This is a genomic window from Psychromicrobium xiongbiense (genome assembly GCF_030271165.1).
Taxonomy (GTDB): domain Bacteria; phylum Actinomycetota; class Actinomycetes; order Actinomycetales; family Micrococcaceae; genus Renibacterium; species Renibacterium xiongbiense.
This window is the reverse complement of record NZ_JASSZH010000009.1, coordinates 74812-88800: the sequence shown is the minus strand read 5'-3', so window position 1 is coordinate 88800 and position 13989 is coordinate 74812. Positions and strand designations below refer to the sequence as shown.

The following is a 13989-nucleotide window of genomic DNA, read 5'->3' as shown; positions in this document are numbered from 1 at the left end:
CAGACGGAATGTATTAAGACATGATTGTGTTGTGTATTCAGTGTCGGATAAGTCGGTAGAGCAAGGCGCCGGAGCAGCGTCGGCGCTTGTTGCTGTCCGGCACTCCGGCGAGGTCCGTGAATCCGAGTTGCGGCCTGTTGATGCCCACCACGCTGAGATACCAGCCGAGGGTGAAGACCGCACTCGCGATCGGGTGCGCTCTGCCGTCGTCGAACATGGACCGGTGAGCGCAGCACAGCTCGGGACCCTCCTGGGACTTACTCCCGCTGCCATCCGCCGCCATCTGGACTATCTGGAAAAGGCTGGAGTGGTGGAAGTCAAACTGGTCCGTGGTTCCGGGCAGGGTGCTGGCCGCCCGGCGAGACGCTACGTTCTCTCCACTCAGGGCCAGTCCGTGCTGGGTAACGACTATCTGGAAGTGGCCCAGCTGGCCTTGCGGGAGCTCGTCGCCCGGGAGGGCGAGGAAGCGATGAAAGACTTCGCCACCCGCCGTTTTGCGGCGATGGAGGAGCGCTACGCGCCGCGGTTCGCCCAGGCGGGCACCGATATTGCCCAGCGTGCGCGAGTGCTTTCTGAGGCATTGAGTGAGGACGGCTATATTGCCTCCTCCAGTGCCCCCGATTCACGCCAACGACCCGTCGCACAGGGGCCCATGCGGGCTGTTCAGCTCTGCCAGGGGCATTGCCCGGTGCTGGCGCTGGCCGCGGAGCACCCCGAGTTCTGCGAGGCGGAGACCGCAGCTTTCACGCGCATGCTGGGCGTGGACGTGAGGCGGTTGTCCACACTGGCCAGCGGAGGCCACGTCTGCACCACCCATATTCCCACCGGCAGGCTGGGCGTCATGCCCGGGTCGGACCACACGACATCCAACGAGCTGCGGACAACCGCGAAGGAGGCAGGGAACTCATGACGGATCAACTGACCAATGGTGTTGATGGTGGTGACACAGTCATCACGGACATTCTTGAGAGGAATCCAGAGCTTGAGGGCATCGGCAACTATGCTTTCGGCTGGTCGGATAAGAACGACGTCGGTGCCAACGCACGGCGTGGGCTGAGCGAAGAGGTCGTCCGCGATATCTCCGCCAAAAAGGGCGAGCCCGAATGGATGCTGGATCTGCGTCTGAAGGGCCTGAAGTACTTCGACCGCAAGCCGATGCCGAACTGGGGTGCCGACCTCTCCGGCATCGACTTCGATAACATCAAGTACTTTGTCCGCTCCACCGAGAAGCAGGCCGGTTCCTGGGAGGAACTGCCGGATGACATCCGCAATACCTACGAGAAGCTGGGTATTCCGGAAGCCGAGCGCAACCGTCTGGTGGCCGGCGTCGCTGCGCAGTATGAATCTGAGGTGGTGTACCACCAGATCCGCGAAGACCTGGAACAGCAGGGTGTGATCTTCCTGGACACGGACACGGCGCTCAAGGAGCACCCGGAGATCTTCCAGGAGTACTTCGGCACCATCATCCCGGTGGGGGACAACAAATTTGCCTCACTGAACACCGCCGTCTGGTCTGGCGGATCCTTCGTCTATGTGCCTCCGGGCGTGCACGTTGAGATCCCCCTGCAGGCCTATTTCCGGATCAATACCGAGAACATGGGTCAGTTTGAGCGCACGCTGATCATCGCCGATGAGGGCTCCTATGTGCATTACATCGAAGGCTGCACGGCCCCGATCTACACCTCGGATTCGCTGCATTCGGCGGTAGTGGAGATCGTGGTGAAGAAGAACGCCCGCGTTCGCTACACCACCATCCAGAACTGGTCCAACAACGTCTACAACCTGGTGACCAAGCGCGCCATCGCACACGAGGGCGCCACCATGGAGTGGATCGATGGCAACATCGGTTCCAAGGTGACCATGAAGTACCCCGCGGTGTACCTGGTCGGCGAGCACGCCAAGGGCGAGACGCTCTCGATCGCCTTTGCCGGTGAAGGTCAGCATCAGGACACCGGATCGAAGATGGTGCACATTGCGCCGAACACCAAGTCCTCGATCATCTCCAAGTCTGTCGCCCGCGGTGGCGGACGGGCCGCCTACCGTGGTCTGGTGCAGATCCGGGAAGGCGCGCATCACGCGGCCAATACGGTGCGCTGCGATGCCCTGCTGGTGGACACCATCTCCCGCTCCGACACCTACCCTTACGTGGACATCCGCGAAGACGATGTGTCGATGGGGCACGAGGCGACGGTCTCCCGTGTCAGCGAAGAGCAGCTGTTCTACCTGATGAGCCGGGGCATGCGGGAGGACGAGGCGATGGCGATGATCGTGCGCGGCTTCATTGAACCGATCGCACGCGAACTGCCGATGGAATACGCACTCGAGCTCAACCGGCTCATCGAACTGCAAATGGAAGGCTCTGTGGGCTAAGTGAGCGAGCTAGTGAATGACCAGGCGGTACAGGGTGGGGCTCGTGTGGCCATCGCCGGAATGAGCGAGGAGGGGGAGACCCTGCTCGCTTCGAAGGTGGACAAACACCACAGCCACGGTTCGACGGGGGACACCACTGTCATGGCGTCCCGGGCCGAGCGGCTGACCAGCTTCTCGATCGACGATTTCGCTCTGCCGACCGGTCTGGAAGAGGAATGGCGTTTCACCCCGGTGAAGAAGCTGGCGCGGCTGTTTGCCCTGACGAGCCCGGAAACGGGAACGTCCGAGCAGCTGAGCTGGGAGACGTCGGTTCCCGAAGGCGTGGTGATCGATTCGGTCGATGCCGACGGAGCGCGGGAGCTTGTCTCGGCAGCGCCGGCCGACCGGGCTGCCGCGGCCGCACTGGTGAACTCCCAGGGCGCCGTCACGGTGACGATTCCTGCGAATCTGGAGCTGACCGAGCCGGTCAAGATCACGCTGCGGGGTGCTGGCGGCGCACCAGCCTTCGGCCACGTGGTGTTCACCATCGGTGAGAACGCGAAGGCCGTCATCGTCGTCGATCATCAGGGTTCCGCCGAGTATTCGGAGCTGCTCTCCATCAACGCCGGTGCCGGTTCCGAGGTGACCTTTGTCTCGACTCAGCGCTGGGCGAATGACGCAGTGCACGCCGGTCAGCACGATGTTCTGGTGGGTAAGGACGCGAATTTCAAGCACGTCGCGGTCACCCTTGGCGGTGCTCTGGTGCGCCTGAACGTGAATGCCCGGTACGCCGATATCGGAGGTGAGGTCGAGCTGTTCGGGCTGTACTACGCCGATGCCGGCCAGCACCTGGAGCACCGGACCTTCGTGGACCACAACGTGGCCAACGCCAAGTCCAACGTGCTCTACAAGGGTGCTCTGCAGGGTGCCGGTGCACACACCGTCTGGGTGGGCGATGTGCTGATCCAGAAGCAGGCGCTGGGCACCGACAGCTACGAGAAGAACCAGAACCTGATTCTCACCGACGGCGCGCGTGCCGATTCGGTCCCTAATCTGGAGATCGAGACCGGCCTGATTGAGGGCGCCGGGCACGCCAGTTCCACCGGGCGTTTTGATGATGAGCACCTGTTCTATCTGCAGGCCCGCGGCATCCCGGAGGATGTGGCACGTCGCCTGGTGGTGCGTGGGTACCTCCACGAGATTCTGCAGAAGATGCAGGTGCCGGCTCTCGAAGAAGAACTCGCTGAGGCTCTCGAGGAAGAGCTCAACGCTTCAGAGGCACTCTAGATGGCAGCGGAGTTTGTCTGCCGTCCCGACGAGGTGGCGCTCAAGAGCGCCATCCGGGTGGAACTGGGGGATATCCCCGTCGCCATCGTCCGGGACTCCGAAGGTGCTCTGCATGCGATCGGGGACACCTGCTCCCACGCGGACATCTCATTGAGCGAAGGGGAGGTGGAGGGCTGCACCATCGAATGCTGGGCACACGGCTCCACCTTCGATCTGGTGACCGGTGAACCACTGACTCTGCCAGCCTATGAACCCGTTCCAGTCTTCGCATTGAGCGTCCAGGACGACAAGGTCTATGTGGATACCTCAATCGTCCTCAATGGCGTGGAGCCCGAATAATTCAGCCGCAGTCCGCGTGAGGGCGGCACACGGTGAACGATGTGAATGCGAAAGAAGAAACGAGAGAACAAGATATGTCGACTCTGGAAATCAAGGATCTGCACGTCAGCATTGAGACGGAGCAGGGCACCAAGGAAATTCTCAAAGGCGTGAGCCTGACCATCAAAACGGGTGAGACGCACGCCATCATGGGCCCCAACGGCTCCGGCAAGTCCACCCTGGCCTCCACCATTGCTGGGCACCCCCGGTACATCGTGGATTCCGGCTCAATCACGCTCGATGGCGCCGATGTGCTGGCGATGAGTGTGGACGAGCGTGCCCGCGCCGGCCTGTTCCTGGCCATGCAGTACCCGGTGGAGATCCCGGGCGTGACCATGAGTAACTTCCTGCGGACCGCCAAGACCGCCATCGACGGCGAAGCTCCCGCGCTGCGTACCTGGACCAAGGACGTCAAGGCGGCCATGGCTCAGCTGCGCATCGACCCGGATTTTGCCCAGCGCAATGTCAACGAGGGTTTCTCCGGTGGCGAGAAGAAGCGCCACGAGATCCTGCAGCTGGAGCTCTTTGCGCCGAAGTTCGCGATCCTCGACGAGACCGATTCGGGCCTCGATGTGGACGCCCTGAAGATTGTCTCCGAGGGCGTCAACCGGGCGCAGGAGGAAGGGAACATGGGTACCCTTCTGATCACGCACTACACGCGCATCCTGCGCTACATCAAGCCTGAATTCGTTCACGTTTTTGTGGACGGCAAGGTTGCTGAAGAAGGTGGCCCGGAGCTGGCCGATCGCCTGGAAGAAGAAGGCTACGACCGCTTCCTGGCTGCTGCTCCGGCGGCTACGATCGAAGTCTAGGATCCCTGGAGGAATCGTATGAGCACCGTGACTGAACTGCCCGTGCTGGAGGAAGCGCTCAAGGACGTCATCGACCCTGAGCTGGGTGTCAATGTGGTGGACCTGGGCCTGTTGTACGGCCTGGGCTATGCCGAGGACGGCGCTCTGCTCCTGGACATGACGCTGACCACTGCGGCCTGCCCGTTGCAGGATGACATCGAGGAACAGGTGGCGCGCGCGCTGGGCACCCTGGTGGATGAGTGGCGGATCAACTGGGTCTGGATGCCGCCGTGGGGTCCCGAGCGGATCACCGAAGACGGCCGCGATCAGATGCGAGCCCTCGGCTTCAACATCTGAGTCATTTTCATCAAACAGTTGTGCCCCCGTTCAGGATTGAGCGGGGGCACAACTGTCTGCGGTGAGGGCTGGTGCTGTCAGCAGGTCCCGCCTGGTGGGCTTGTGAACCGGGACCTGCTAGCAGATCCCGGTTCGTGGGGGAGTGACGCGGGATCTGGTGACCGCTGCGCCGACCATGAGCAGCGAGAGTCCGACCCCGGCGGTGGGTGCTGCCCAAGCGAGCGCCGGGATGAGCCCGCCGATCTCGACGCCGGCCGCCCCGATGACCTCGGCAGTGCCAATCAGCTTGACCGCTGTCGGTGGGAAGTCCTGAACCCAGCCGAGCCCTGATGCGGCCAGCTGAGCTGTGGTCCGGATCAGTTTCATGATTCCGGCGGGTAGGAAGACCAGGGCCAGCAGGCTGGTTGCGATTCAGGTGACGATCTCCATAGCGGGACCTCCGATATCGAGTATGCGCTTCGTGCCGTGACGGGCCCTCATCGTCCCGTCAGTAGTTCACGGATGAAGTGAACTGTACCATCGATCCTGTAGTGTTGTACTTCATGCATGAAGTCAAGCAGGCCGACGATCCAGTGATCTTGCCGCCTGGCCTCGAGCGAGGATAGCGATGACGGATGAGCCTCTCAGCGCCTTCGCCAAGGATCGATGCCGATCCGTTGGTCATGTGCGTCGGTATGATGAACGATGTGAATGACAAGCCCGCGGACTGGCTCGATCCCGAAGAGCAGCAGGTCTGGTACTCGTTCGCCTGTCTGATGATGCGGCTGCCCGGCACGCTCGACGCGCGCATGCAGGCCGATGCCGGGATCACACACTACGAGTTCCTGGTGCTTTTCACGCTGTTCGGGGAGGAGGACCGCACGCTTCGCATGAGCGTGCTTGCCGACCTGATCGCCAGCAGCCTGCCGCGGCTGTCCAACGTCGCCGGTCGGATGGAAGCCAGGGGGTGGCTACGGCGCCGGCAGGATCCGTCCGATGGGCGATACACGCTCGCGACGCTGACCGATGAAGGGGCCTCGGTGGTCCGTTCCAGCATGGCGGTCTACAACGACGAGGTGCGCCGGGTGATGTTCACCCCACTGACGAAGGCGCAGCAGCGCTCCGCAGCGCACATCGCACGCCGGATGCTGTCGGCGATCGACCCCACCGGTGGGTGCGCGCAGGGTCGGTTGCCGACCTCGCTCGCTCTGCCGCTCTCGGATTGACGAGCCCAACCAGTCCGTCCTCTGCCATCGTCGGGGCCGGGCCCGGTCTCGGCCTTTCCCTCGAAGCTCTCGGCACCAGCCACTCGGACGGGATCTGACATGACCGCACCCGTGCAACCTCAATCCGTCCTCATTGCAGGCGGAACAGCGGGATCGGACTCCAAGCCGCGCGCGGCCTCGTCGCGCTCGGGGACGACGTGACCATCCTCGGCCGGAGCGGTGAGAAGGGTGAACGTGCGCTCGACGAGTTGTCCGCAGGCCCCGGTCGAGCCCGGTTCGTGCAAGCAGACCTGTCGACCCACGGGGGCGTTCGCTCGGCCGCGACGAAGCTGCTCGGACGGCTGGTGCTGAACAGCGTCGAAGAATCCGCAAGCAATGTTGTCACCGCGGAGACGGACGCAGGTTGGTCCGGTGCCGTTTACTGGCCCAAGCCGGGGAACTTCGGCGTGCAGGTGCCCATTGGCCTGGATCCCGTTGTCACCGCGGAGATGGTCCGGCGTTCAGCTGCGCTCGTGGGCGTGTAATCGTGTAATTCGGAAAGAGCACGAAGGTGTCCATCGGCATGCTGCTCGATCGTCATCTCTTCGAACCCGCACTGTGCGGGTCGCAGAGAGGAGAGATCAATGTCCACGATCACGGCATTCGAGAGTGTCACTGTCGACGGCGTCATGCAAGGCCCGGGCCGGGCAGACGAGGACATCCGCGGCGGGTTCACTCGGGGCGGTTGGTTCAATGGCAACCAGGACGAGGTGCTGATGAAGTACGCCGGCGAAGGGATGAATCAGGGTCCAGGGCTGCTGTTCGGCCATCGCACCTATGCCGACGTGCTTGGCTACTGGTCGTCGATCGGCCCGAATCCGTTCGTGGATTCGCTTCTCGGATCGGACAAGTTCGTGGTGTCGCGCTCGGCGGACACGGTGCTGGAGTACCCGAACAGCGAGCTGCTCGTCGGAGACGCGGTCCACACCGTCGCTGCACTAAAGGAGCGCTATGCGCGGGATCTGCTGATCATGGGCAGCGGTGAGCTGGTGCGTTCGCTTCATGCTGCCGGGCTCGTGGACCGGTACGCGCTGCAGGTCTATCCGATCGTGCTCGGCGCCGGGGCTCGGCTCTTCGGCGACGGGGCTCGGGTTGATCTGACGCTGGAGCGGAGCATCCCGACGACCGTGGGCGTGCTCATCGCCGAGTACACCGTCAATCACTGAGCTCTCGCCACGTGCGACCTGGAGCGGGAGAATTGATGTCATGCGATACATGCTGCTGATGCATTATTCCGAGCGCGAAGGGCAAAACGTCAGCGAGGAGGCGATCGCCGCTGCCAAGGTGGCGTTCGCCTCCTACGCGGCGGCCCTTGAGGCGGCCGGGGCGCTGATCGCCGCGGAGGTGCTCCATGGGTCGGAGAGCTCGACCACGGTGTCGCTCATCGATGGTGGGCTGCGGATCCAGGACGGCCCATTCGCGGACACGAAAGAGCAGCTCGGTGGCGTGTTCCTGATCGAGGTCGCGGATCTGGATGCGGCGCTCGACTGGGCGCAGCAGGCTCCGCCCATCCGATGGGGTGCAGTCGAGATCCGTCCGGTCGCCACGCACACGGTCGCCGGGATCTGGGCCACGTGACACGCACCGGTCTCGACGACGCCTCCTACCGCGTTGCGGCGCGCGCGGCCCGGGCCTCGTTCGGCCGGATCGTCGCGCTGCTTGCCTCCCGGACGGGCGACATCGCCGAGGCCGAGGATGCCGTCGCTACGGCGCTTGAGCAGGCACTCGTTTCCTGGCCCAGGACCGGCGTGCCCGACAATCCGGAAGGATGGCTGCTCACCGTGGCCCGGAACCGACAACGCGACATCTGGAAGTCCGCCGCGCGCCGCACCGGTGTGGAGTTCGACCCCGACGACCCACGCCTGACCATGTCATTGGATGAGGTCGATCCCGATGCGATCGGCGACCGTCGACTCGAGTTGATGTTCGCCTGCGCGCACCCGGCGATCGACCCTGCGGTGCGAACTCCGCTCATGCTGCAGACCGTCCTCGGGTTCACCGCCGATCAGATCGCCGGGGCGTACGGTGTGCCGTCGGCGGCGTTCGCGAAGAGACTTGTGCGGGCAAAACGCCGCATCCGTGACACGGGCATACCGCTGATGATCCCCGGTCGCACAGCCATGCCGGCCCGGCTTTCCGCTGTGTTGGAGGCGGTTTACGGTTGCTACTCGATCTCCTGGCACGATGTCGACGGGCGGTCACCTCGTGCACCGGACTCGATGGCGGGGGAGGCGCTGCACCTCGCCGTGACCCTGGCCGCGCTGTTGGCGACGGAGCCGGAGGCCTGGGCGCTGGCGGCGCTCATCGCGCTCTCACTGTCGCGCGCCGAAGCCAGAGCGGGCGGGTTCGTCCCGCTCGATGAGCAGGACCCGGGTACATGGGACAGGAGACTTATCGTGGAAGGGGAGAGCTACCTCCGCCGGGGAGGCCAGCTTGGCGGAGTTCCGGGGCGGTTCCGCCTGGAAGCCGCTATGCAGGCTGTCCACGCGGTCCGGATATATGGCGTCGATCCAGACTGGGCGGCGCTGAAGACGCTTTCGAAGGCTCTGGTGGTCGTCGCCCCGACCGTGGGTGCTCGGATCGCGCTGGCCGCGATCATCGGACGCTGCGATGGTCCGGCCGCGGGGCTCATGCTCCTGGACCAGATCCCTGCAGAGGGAGCACGCCTTGCCGCTTTCCATGCGACGCGTGCGGATCTCCTCACTCGTGCTGGGGACGGCCGCGAGGCGGGGGCCGAGTTCAGCCGTGCCGCTGAACTCGAGTCAGACCCGGCCGCGGCTGAGTACCTGCGGCAACGATCGAGGGCCTCAATCGGCCAGAACTGACGTGTTGAACTTGTGCAGCAGCGCTGTCAGGCTCTCGAGCTCGGTGTCGGACCAGGAGTCGGTTCGGGCGAAGTAGGTGGTGCCGCGCACGTTCAGTGCGTCTTCGACACGTGCCCGCCCGGCGGGTGTGAGGGTGGCGATGATTCCTCGCCGATCCGCCGGGTCGGGGGTGCTGATGACGAGGTCGAGGCGCTTCATCTTGCCGATGAGGTGGCTGGTGGAGCTGCGGTCCATGGCCACCGCTTTCGAGAGCATGCTGGGATTCGCAGGACCGTAGGCGTAGAGCCAGCGCGCGAGGTGGAACGCGGCGGGCTGCAGGTCGGGGTGGAACGCGGCCGCGGTCCGCTCCGTCAATGCCCGGGAGGCGCTGAGTAGCGCGTTGAGCTCGACGCCGAGCGCCAGCTCGAGATCTCGGCGCGCATCATCGGGTGAAGTAGTGGACATTTACCCATCACATTCATATAGTTGGTAAATACCAACTATATCTCGGAGGAGATCCGTGTCACTCTCACTCCAGCACCGCAACCGGTGCTGTCCGCTCGCGCCGGATGGCTGTCGCTGATCGCGGTGACGCTTGGCTCGCTGATGCCCGGTCTTGCCACCACGATCCTCGCGGTCGCGAACGGCGCGATCGCGACCGACCTCAAGATCGGGCTCGGCGACCTGCAATGGATCACCAGCGCCTACTTGCTCGGCCTTACCGGTTCCCTGGTGCTCGCAGGCAAGCTCGGAGACCGGTTCGGCCGCCGCCGGATTTTTCTGATCGGGATCGTCGGGTTCGGCCTCACCTCCCTCCTGATCGGCTTCTCGACTCCCGTCGTGCTCATCGTCGTGCTCCGCGCGGTGCAGGGTGTCTTCGGCGGCCTCCTCACCACCAACGCCCTGTCGCTGCTGCGCGCCAATGTCCCCGAACGGCGGCTGCCCACCGCGATCGGCATCTTCAACTCGGTGCAGGGCCTGTCGATTGCCGCCGGCCCCATCCTCGGCGGGCTGATCGTGCAGTACCTCGGATGGCGGTGGACGATGTTCGTGAACGTGCCCATCGCCGTCGTCTGCCTCATCCTCGGGCTCGTCCTGCTGCGCGAGGTCACGATCCCGACGACCGGGCGATTCGACTACGCCGGCACGGTCTTGCTGATCGTGGCCCTGACCGCCCTCGTGTACGCACTCATCGACGCTCCGACGAGCGGATGGGGCGCGCCCAGCACCCTCGTCCTGTTCGTGGTCGCGGTGGTGTCGTTCGTGGGGTTCCTCCTCGTCGAGCGGCACGCGGCCGATCCGCTCGTCCCACTGGCACTGTTCCGGGATCGCTCGTTCGCGGCCGGGTCAGTGCTGAGCATCCTGGCGTTCTACGCCCTTAACGGCGGACTGTTCCTGGTCTCCCTGTTCTGGCTGCAGATCCAGCACGTCCCCGCGACCACCGTCGGCGTCTGGCTGCTGCCGCTCGGAGTCGCGATGCTCGTCTCCGCCATCCTGTCGGGCCGTGTCATCGGACGCATCGGAGACCGCTGGGCGCTCGTGATCGGCTCTCTGCTGCTCGCCGCCGGGCTCGCCTGCATGTCATTCGCGCGCGTCGAAGGCGGATACCTCCAAGTCGCCGCCGGTCTCGCGCTGGTCGGCCTCGGCCTCGGACTCCTCGTCACCGCGACCGTCAACGCCACCGTCGGCAACGCGCCCGTCGAACTCGCCGGCCCCGCCGCCGGCGTGCAGCAGACCGCCAGCCGATTCGGCGCAGCCCTCGGCGTCGCCGTCCTGGGCGGCATCATGGCCGCCAGCACCGCGGCTGCGTTCGGCGCGAAGCTCGACGCATCCGGGTTGCCCGATGCGCTGACCGCCCCGCTGAAGAAGCTCGGCAGCACCGCCGTCGCCGGCGGAGTCGCCCCCATCCCGCCCGGATCGTCCCCTGCCGTCGCGGACCTGCTCACGAACATGACGCATGCTGCGTTCCTCGCCGGGATGAGCACGACGATGCTGATCGCCGCGGGCATCTGCGTCGTCGGCGCGCTCGTCGGCCTCATCGTCCGCCCGCGCGCCGTCCACGAGGAGGATGCTGAGCTCGTCGAGGCCGAGCACCCGTTCATCACCGACTGATTCCCCAGACCGAAGGACTACCTATGCCCTCCCATCCCACGATCGTCATCACCGGCGCTACCAGCGGCCTCGGCCGGCTCGCCGCCATCGACCTCGCCAAACAGGGTGCACGCCTCGCGCTCACCGCTCGCAGTACCGAGCGCGCTGCATCTATCGTCGCCGAAATCCAGACGGCGTCACCTGACGCCGAGGTTGACGTGTTCCTCGCCGACTTCACCCGACTCGGAGACGTCCGCCGCGTCGGGGCCGAGATCGCCGCACGCTACGACCGTGTCGACGTGCTGATCAATAACGCCGGACTCCACGGCTTCGAACAGAGAATCACCCCGGACGGACTACCCGAGATGATCGCCGTCAACTACCTCGCCCCGTGGATCCTGACGCAGGCGCTCCTCCCCGCCCTCGGACGAGCCGACCACGCCCGGGTCGTGAACGTGGCCTCCGAGGCATCCCGCAGGCACGGCACGCTCGTCCTTCCCGACGACCTCACCGACACCAGCCCGTTCACCACCCGCGGATCCTCGCTGCGGTACGGGAAGAGCAAACTGCTGGACATCATGTTCACCCTCGAACTCGCCCGCCGCATCGAAGGCACCGGCATCACCGCCAACTGCCTCGACCCCGGATTCAACGTCACCGGACTCGGTCGCGAACTCGGATTCGCTGCCCCTTTGGAGAAGCTCCTCACCCGACTGCACATCGGCGACCCCACCCACGGCTCCGGGCTCATCGTCCGCCTCGCCACCGACCCCTACTTCGAGGGCCAGAGCGGCGGCTATTACACCGTCAAGAACACCGCGCGCCTCACCCCCGTGCATCCCGGATCCGACGCCGACACCCAGCGGCGACTCTGGGAGCACACCGAGGAGCTCCTGCAAGCCAGGTCAGGCGAGTGACGGAGGTATCCCTCGGACTGCGTGGTGCTGCCGACGCTCCCCTGCATTTGCGCCGTGACGGCATCGGCGATAACGAGCGCCCGGTCGCGACGTGGTCCGCCACCCGCTCCGCCTGCGCGGCGTCGGTACTGTAGAGGCACGAGCCTAGGCCGAAGTTCGCTCCGTTCGCGATGTCGACTGCGTCATTCTCATTGTCCGCGCGGAAGACTATCGGTTAGCGTGCGCCTCGCGGGTGCAGAAGGGCGACGACCTTGGCGTCGCTGTCGAGGATCTACGACCGCTACGGAGTTCGCAGTTCTGCTGGCACCCTCAGTTGCAGTCACCGATGCGCCAAGAGTCAGGGACGGGCGGTACCCATCGCGCCAGTACGCCGGTTCTTCAGCGACGAACCGGAGAGGGATTCGAGCTGATCCGTATGGCGTATTGTGCACGCTGACCGCCTGTTCCGAATCCACGAACCGGACTCGCACATCGTGGTTTGGTCCGAACAGCGCCTGTTCGCCGACGAGGACGCTCAGCGGTTCGGGCGGCGGCGCTGCGCTGGCGAAGACCTCGATGATCCGGTCAGCGGTCGCGGCAGTAGTGAAGTTCGAGGCGAGGGTGAGGTGCATCGGCCATGCCCGGCGACTGATCGTCGTGTCGATCTCGAGCGGATCGAACAGTGCGACAACGGCATAGCTCCTCATGAGCCGACGCTATGGCAAGCGAAGCGTCCCGAACGCGGATCGGCTTGCGGGCGCCGTGGCGTCAACCCGTATCCTTTGAGACTATGGGGGACGAAGCAGCATCCTGTATTGAGTGCGGTGCCAGCGGACGCCTTGGCAATTGTGGTGACCTCTTCCACGCCCTCCTGGCTCTGGATCACCAACGCTTGCAGCCGTGGGGCCGGTTCCATGGACTCAATGTCGCGTGCTTTCTTCTTCAGCATCCATCACAAGCGCCTGCCGGCGCATCGGACGGCCTGTGGCAGATGGTCACAACGTTCCTGGCCGGTGGCCTAGACGCGGTAAATCAACTCGAATCCGATCGTGTGCGTTCGAACCGGCGCGGTCGTAAGCCCCCGCTCGTGGTGGGGTCGCCTCCTCCGCGCACCTCGGTACCTTCTGTCACGATCGAGGATGTCTCAGTCGATGGCTCCTTTCCAGCGTCCGGGTACGAGCGCCGAATGTTCGAATGGGCATCCTCGATTGCAGAAGAGAGAATGCAGCGGATTGAGTAGACATCGTGAGCCCGCTAGGAGATCGGGTGCAGGCATCGTTCATGTCAGAGCCATCGCGACGCGGTCTCCGGCCAGCCCCAGGCGCAGGACGGCGGCCGCGGGATGCCCCCAGAGCGGCTGCAGGTCCCTCATTCCCCCGAACATCGACAGATCTGCAGACATCTTGCCGCGAAACAAAGCGCCGGGCGGCTGGTTAGTATTTCACACGGAAGTTGCCGACGATCTGGATGGCGTTTCCGTCAGGGTCGCTGAGCGGACAGAGGCGCACACCCTTGTTGGCCTCGATGATTTCTCCCGGCTCAAGGCCCATTTCTCGGAGTTCCCGCGCTCCCTCCTGGATGTCGGAGACGGCCAGGTTGAGCATGCTGCGGCCGGCGCGATGCCGATCCTCGGTCACCTGTACCCATCCGTTGTCAGTGACGTGCCATTCGATCAGGTTCGGCATCGGGTTGTTGTCGGGCGCCCGGCCGAACAGTTTGCTGTACCAGCTGTTGGCCGTCTTGATGTCACTGACGGCGAGGACGGAAAGCACGTGCTCCACATGCGCCATGA

General features: G+C 64.6%; 21 protein-coding genes. 15 read left to right on the top strand and 6 right to left on the bottom strand.

The features are described from left to right. Positions 1 to 37 precede the first annotated feature (37 nt). Positions 38 to 217, bottom strand: coding sequence for a hypothetical protein (locus QQM37_RS03085; RefSeq protein WP_285725423.1), 180 nt, complete (start codon positions 215 to 217; stop codon positions 38 to 40). Between the two features lie 6 nt (positions 218 to 223). Here QQM37_RS03085 and QQM37_RS03080 point away from each other — a divergent pair, with 6 nt between their 5' ends. The 6 genes from QQM37_RS03080 (at position 224) to QQM37_RS03055 (ending at position 5162) form a co-directional block, all read left to right on the top strand. Next, positions 224 to 910, top strand: coding sequence for a helix-turn-helix transcriptional regulator (locus QQM37_RS03080; RefSeq protein ID WP_337250234.1), 687 nt, complete (start codon positions 224 to 226; stop codon positions 908 to 910). After that, positions 907 to 2370 carry a Fe-S cluster assembly protein SufB gene (sufB, locus tag QQM37_RS03075; RefSeq protein WP_285724898.1) on the top strand — a complete coding sequence of 488 codons (1464 nt, stop codon included), beginning with the start codon at positions 907 to 909 and terminating at the stop codon, positions 2368 to 2370. Before QQM37_RS03080 ends, sufB begins: the two co-directional genes overlap by 4 nt. A 60-nt stretch (positions 2371 to 2430) precedes the next feature. Beyond that, entirely contained in the window at positions 2431 to 3636 is a 1206-nt protein-coding gene (gene sufD / locus QQM37_RS03070) for a Fe-S cluster assembly protein SufD (protein ID WP_285725408.1), read from the top strand. Continuing rightward, complete coding sequence (locus tag QQM37_RS03065; RefSeq protein WP_285724896.1) at positions 3637 to 3975, top strand: non-heme iron oxygenase ferredoxin subunit; 339 nt, start codon at positions 3637 to 3639, stop codon at positions 3973 to 3975. 74 nt (positions 3976 to 4049) lie between these two features. Beyond that, positions 4050 to 4826 (top strand): Fe-S cluster assembly ATPase SufC, encoded by a 777-nt coding sequence (sufC, locus tag QQM37_RS03060; protein ID WP_285724894.1) that lies wholly within the window; start codon positions 4050 to 4052, stop codon positions 4824 to 4826. 18 nt (positions 4827 to 4844) lie between these two features. After that, positions 4845 to 5162 carry a metal-sulfur cluster assembly factor gene (locus tag QQM37_RS03055; RefSeq protein WP_285724892.1) on the top strand — a complete coding sequence of 106 codons (318 nt, stop codon included), beginning with the start codon at positions 4845 to 4847 and terminating at the stop codon, positions 5160 to 5162. A 117-nt stretch (positions 5163 to 5279) separates the two neighbouring features. On the opposite strand, the gene QQM37_RS03050 is transcribed toward QQM37_RS03055, so the two are convergent. Next, the gene (locus QQM37_RS03050) at positions 5280 to 5561 is read right to left on the bottom strand and encodes a DoxX family protein (protein ID WP_285725407.1); all 282 of its coding nucleotides are present in this window, start codon (positions 5559 to 5561) and stop codon (positions 5280 to 5282) included. Between the two features lie 215 nt (positions 5562 to 5776). Between QQM37_RS03050 and QQM37_RS03045 the strand changes: the two genes are divergently transcribed. From QQM37_RS03045 to QQM37_RS03025, 5 genes are all read left to right on the top strand, one after another. Then, on the top strand, positions 5777 to 6367 hold the full coding sequence (locus QQM37_RS03045) for a MarR family winged helix-turn-helix transcriptional regulator (protein ID WP_285724890.1): 591 nt from the start codon (positions 5777 to 5779) through the stop codon (positions 6365 to 6367). Between the two features lie 122 nt (positions 6368 to 6489). Beyond that, positions 6490 to 6891, top strand: coding sequence for an SDR family NAD(P)-dependent oxidoreductase (locus tag QQM37_RS03040; protein WP_337250236.1), 402 nt, complete (start codon positions 6490 to 6492; stop codon positions 6889 to 6891). A 99-nt stretch (positions 6892 to 6990) separates the two neighbouring features. Beyond that, positions 6991 to 7572 carry a dihydrofolate reductase family protein gene (locus QQM37_RS03035; RefSeq protein ID WP_285724888.1) on the top strand — a complete coding sequence of 194 codons (582 nt, stop codon included), beginning with the start codon at positions 6991 to 6993 and terminating at the stop codon, positions 7570 to 7572. Positions 7573 to 7612: 40 nt separating this feature from the next. Continuing rightward, positions 7613 to 7984 (top strand): YciI family protein, encoded by a 372-nt coding sequence (locus QQM37_RS03030; protein ID WP_285724887.1) that lies wholly within the window; start codon positions 7613 to 7615, stop codon positions 7982 to 7984. After that, complete coding sequence (locus tag QQM37_RS03025) at positions 7921 to 9231, top strand: RNA polymerase sigma factor (protein WP_285724886.1); 1311 nt, start codon at positions 7921 to 7923, stop codon at positions 9229 to 9231. Before QQM37_RS03030 ends, QQM37_RS03025 begins: the two co-directional genes overlap by 64 nt. Here the strand turns inward: QQM37_RS03025 and QQM37_RS03020 are convergent. Beyond that, on the bottom strand, positions 9214 to 9675 hold the full coding sequence (locus QQM37_RS03020) for a MarR family winged helix-turn-helix transcriptional regulator (protein WP_285724884.1): 462 nt from the start codon (positions 9673 to 9675) through the stop codon (positions 9214 to 9216). The genes QQM37_RS03025 and QQM37_RS03020 overlap by 18 nt on opposite strands. A 21-nt stretch (positions 9676 to 9696) precedes the next feature. Between QQM37_RS03020 and QQM37_RS03015 the strand changes: the two genes are divergently transcribed. From QQM37_RS03015 to QQM37_RS03005, 3 genes are read left to right on the top strand one after another with little or no spacing between them, the layout of a single operon-like run. After that, positions 9697 to 11322, top strand: coding sequence for an MFS transporter (locus tag QQM37_RS03015; RefSeq protein WP_285724883.1), 1626 nt, complete (start codon positions 9697 to 9699; stop codon positions 11320 to 11322). 23 nt (positions 11323 to 11345) lie between these two features. Continuing rightward, entirely contained in the window at positions 11346 to 12218 is an 873-nt protein-coding gene (locus tag QQM37_RS03010) for an SDR family NAD(P)-dependent oxidoreductase (protein WP_285724882.1), read from the top strand. Further along, positions 12215 to 12352, top strand: coding sequence for a hypothetical protein (locus QQM37_RS03005; RefSeq protein ID WP_285724880.1), 138 nt, complete (start codon positions 12215 to 12217; stop codon positions 12350 to 12352). Before QQM37_RS03010 ends, QQM37_RS03005 begins: the two co-directional genes overlap by 4 nt. 54 nt (positions 12353 to 12406) lie before the next feature. On the opposite strand, the gene QQM37_RS03000 is transcribed toward QQM37_RS03005, so the two are convergent. Then, on the bottom strand, positions 12407 to 12904 hold the full coding sequence (locus tag QQM37_RS03000; RefSeq protein ID WP_285724878.1) for a 2'-5' RNA ligase family protein: 498 nt from the start codon (positions 12902 to 12904) through the stop codon (positions 12407 to 12409). Between the two features lie 11 nt (positions 12905 to 12915). Between QQM37_RS03000 and QQM37_RS14495 the strand changes: the two genes are divergently transcribed. Then, positions 12916 to 13437: a DUF5946 family protein gene (locus tag QQM37_RS14495; protein WP_420030114.1), complete on the top strand. Its 522-nt coding sequence runs from the start codon at positions 12916 to 12918 to the stop codon at positions 13435 to 13437. Between the two features lie 39 nt (positions 13438 to 13476). On the opposite strand, the gene QQM37_RS02995 is transcribed toward QQM37_RS14495, so the two are convergent. Both QQM37_RS02995 and QQM37_RS02990 read right to left on the bottom strand, forming a co-directional pair. Beyond that, positions 13477 to 13599 (bottom strand): hypothetical protein, encoded by a 123-nt coding sequence (locus QQM37_RS02995; RefSeq protein WP_285724876.1) that lies wholly within the window; start codon positions 13597 to 13599, stop codon positions 13477 to 13479. Between the two features lie 31 nt (positions 13600 to 13630). Next, positions 13631 to 13987: a VOC family protein gene (locus tag QQM37_RS02990; RefSeq protein ID WP_285724875.1), complete on the bottom strand. Its 357-nt coding sequence runs from the start codon at positions 13985 to 13987 to the stop codon at positions 13631 to 13633. Between the last annotated feature and the right edge of the window lie 2 nt (positions 13988 to 13989).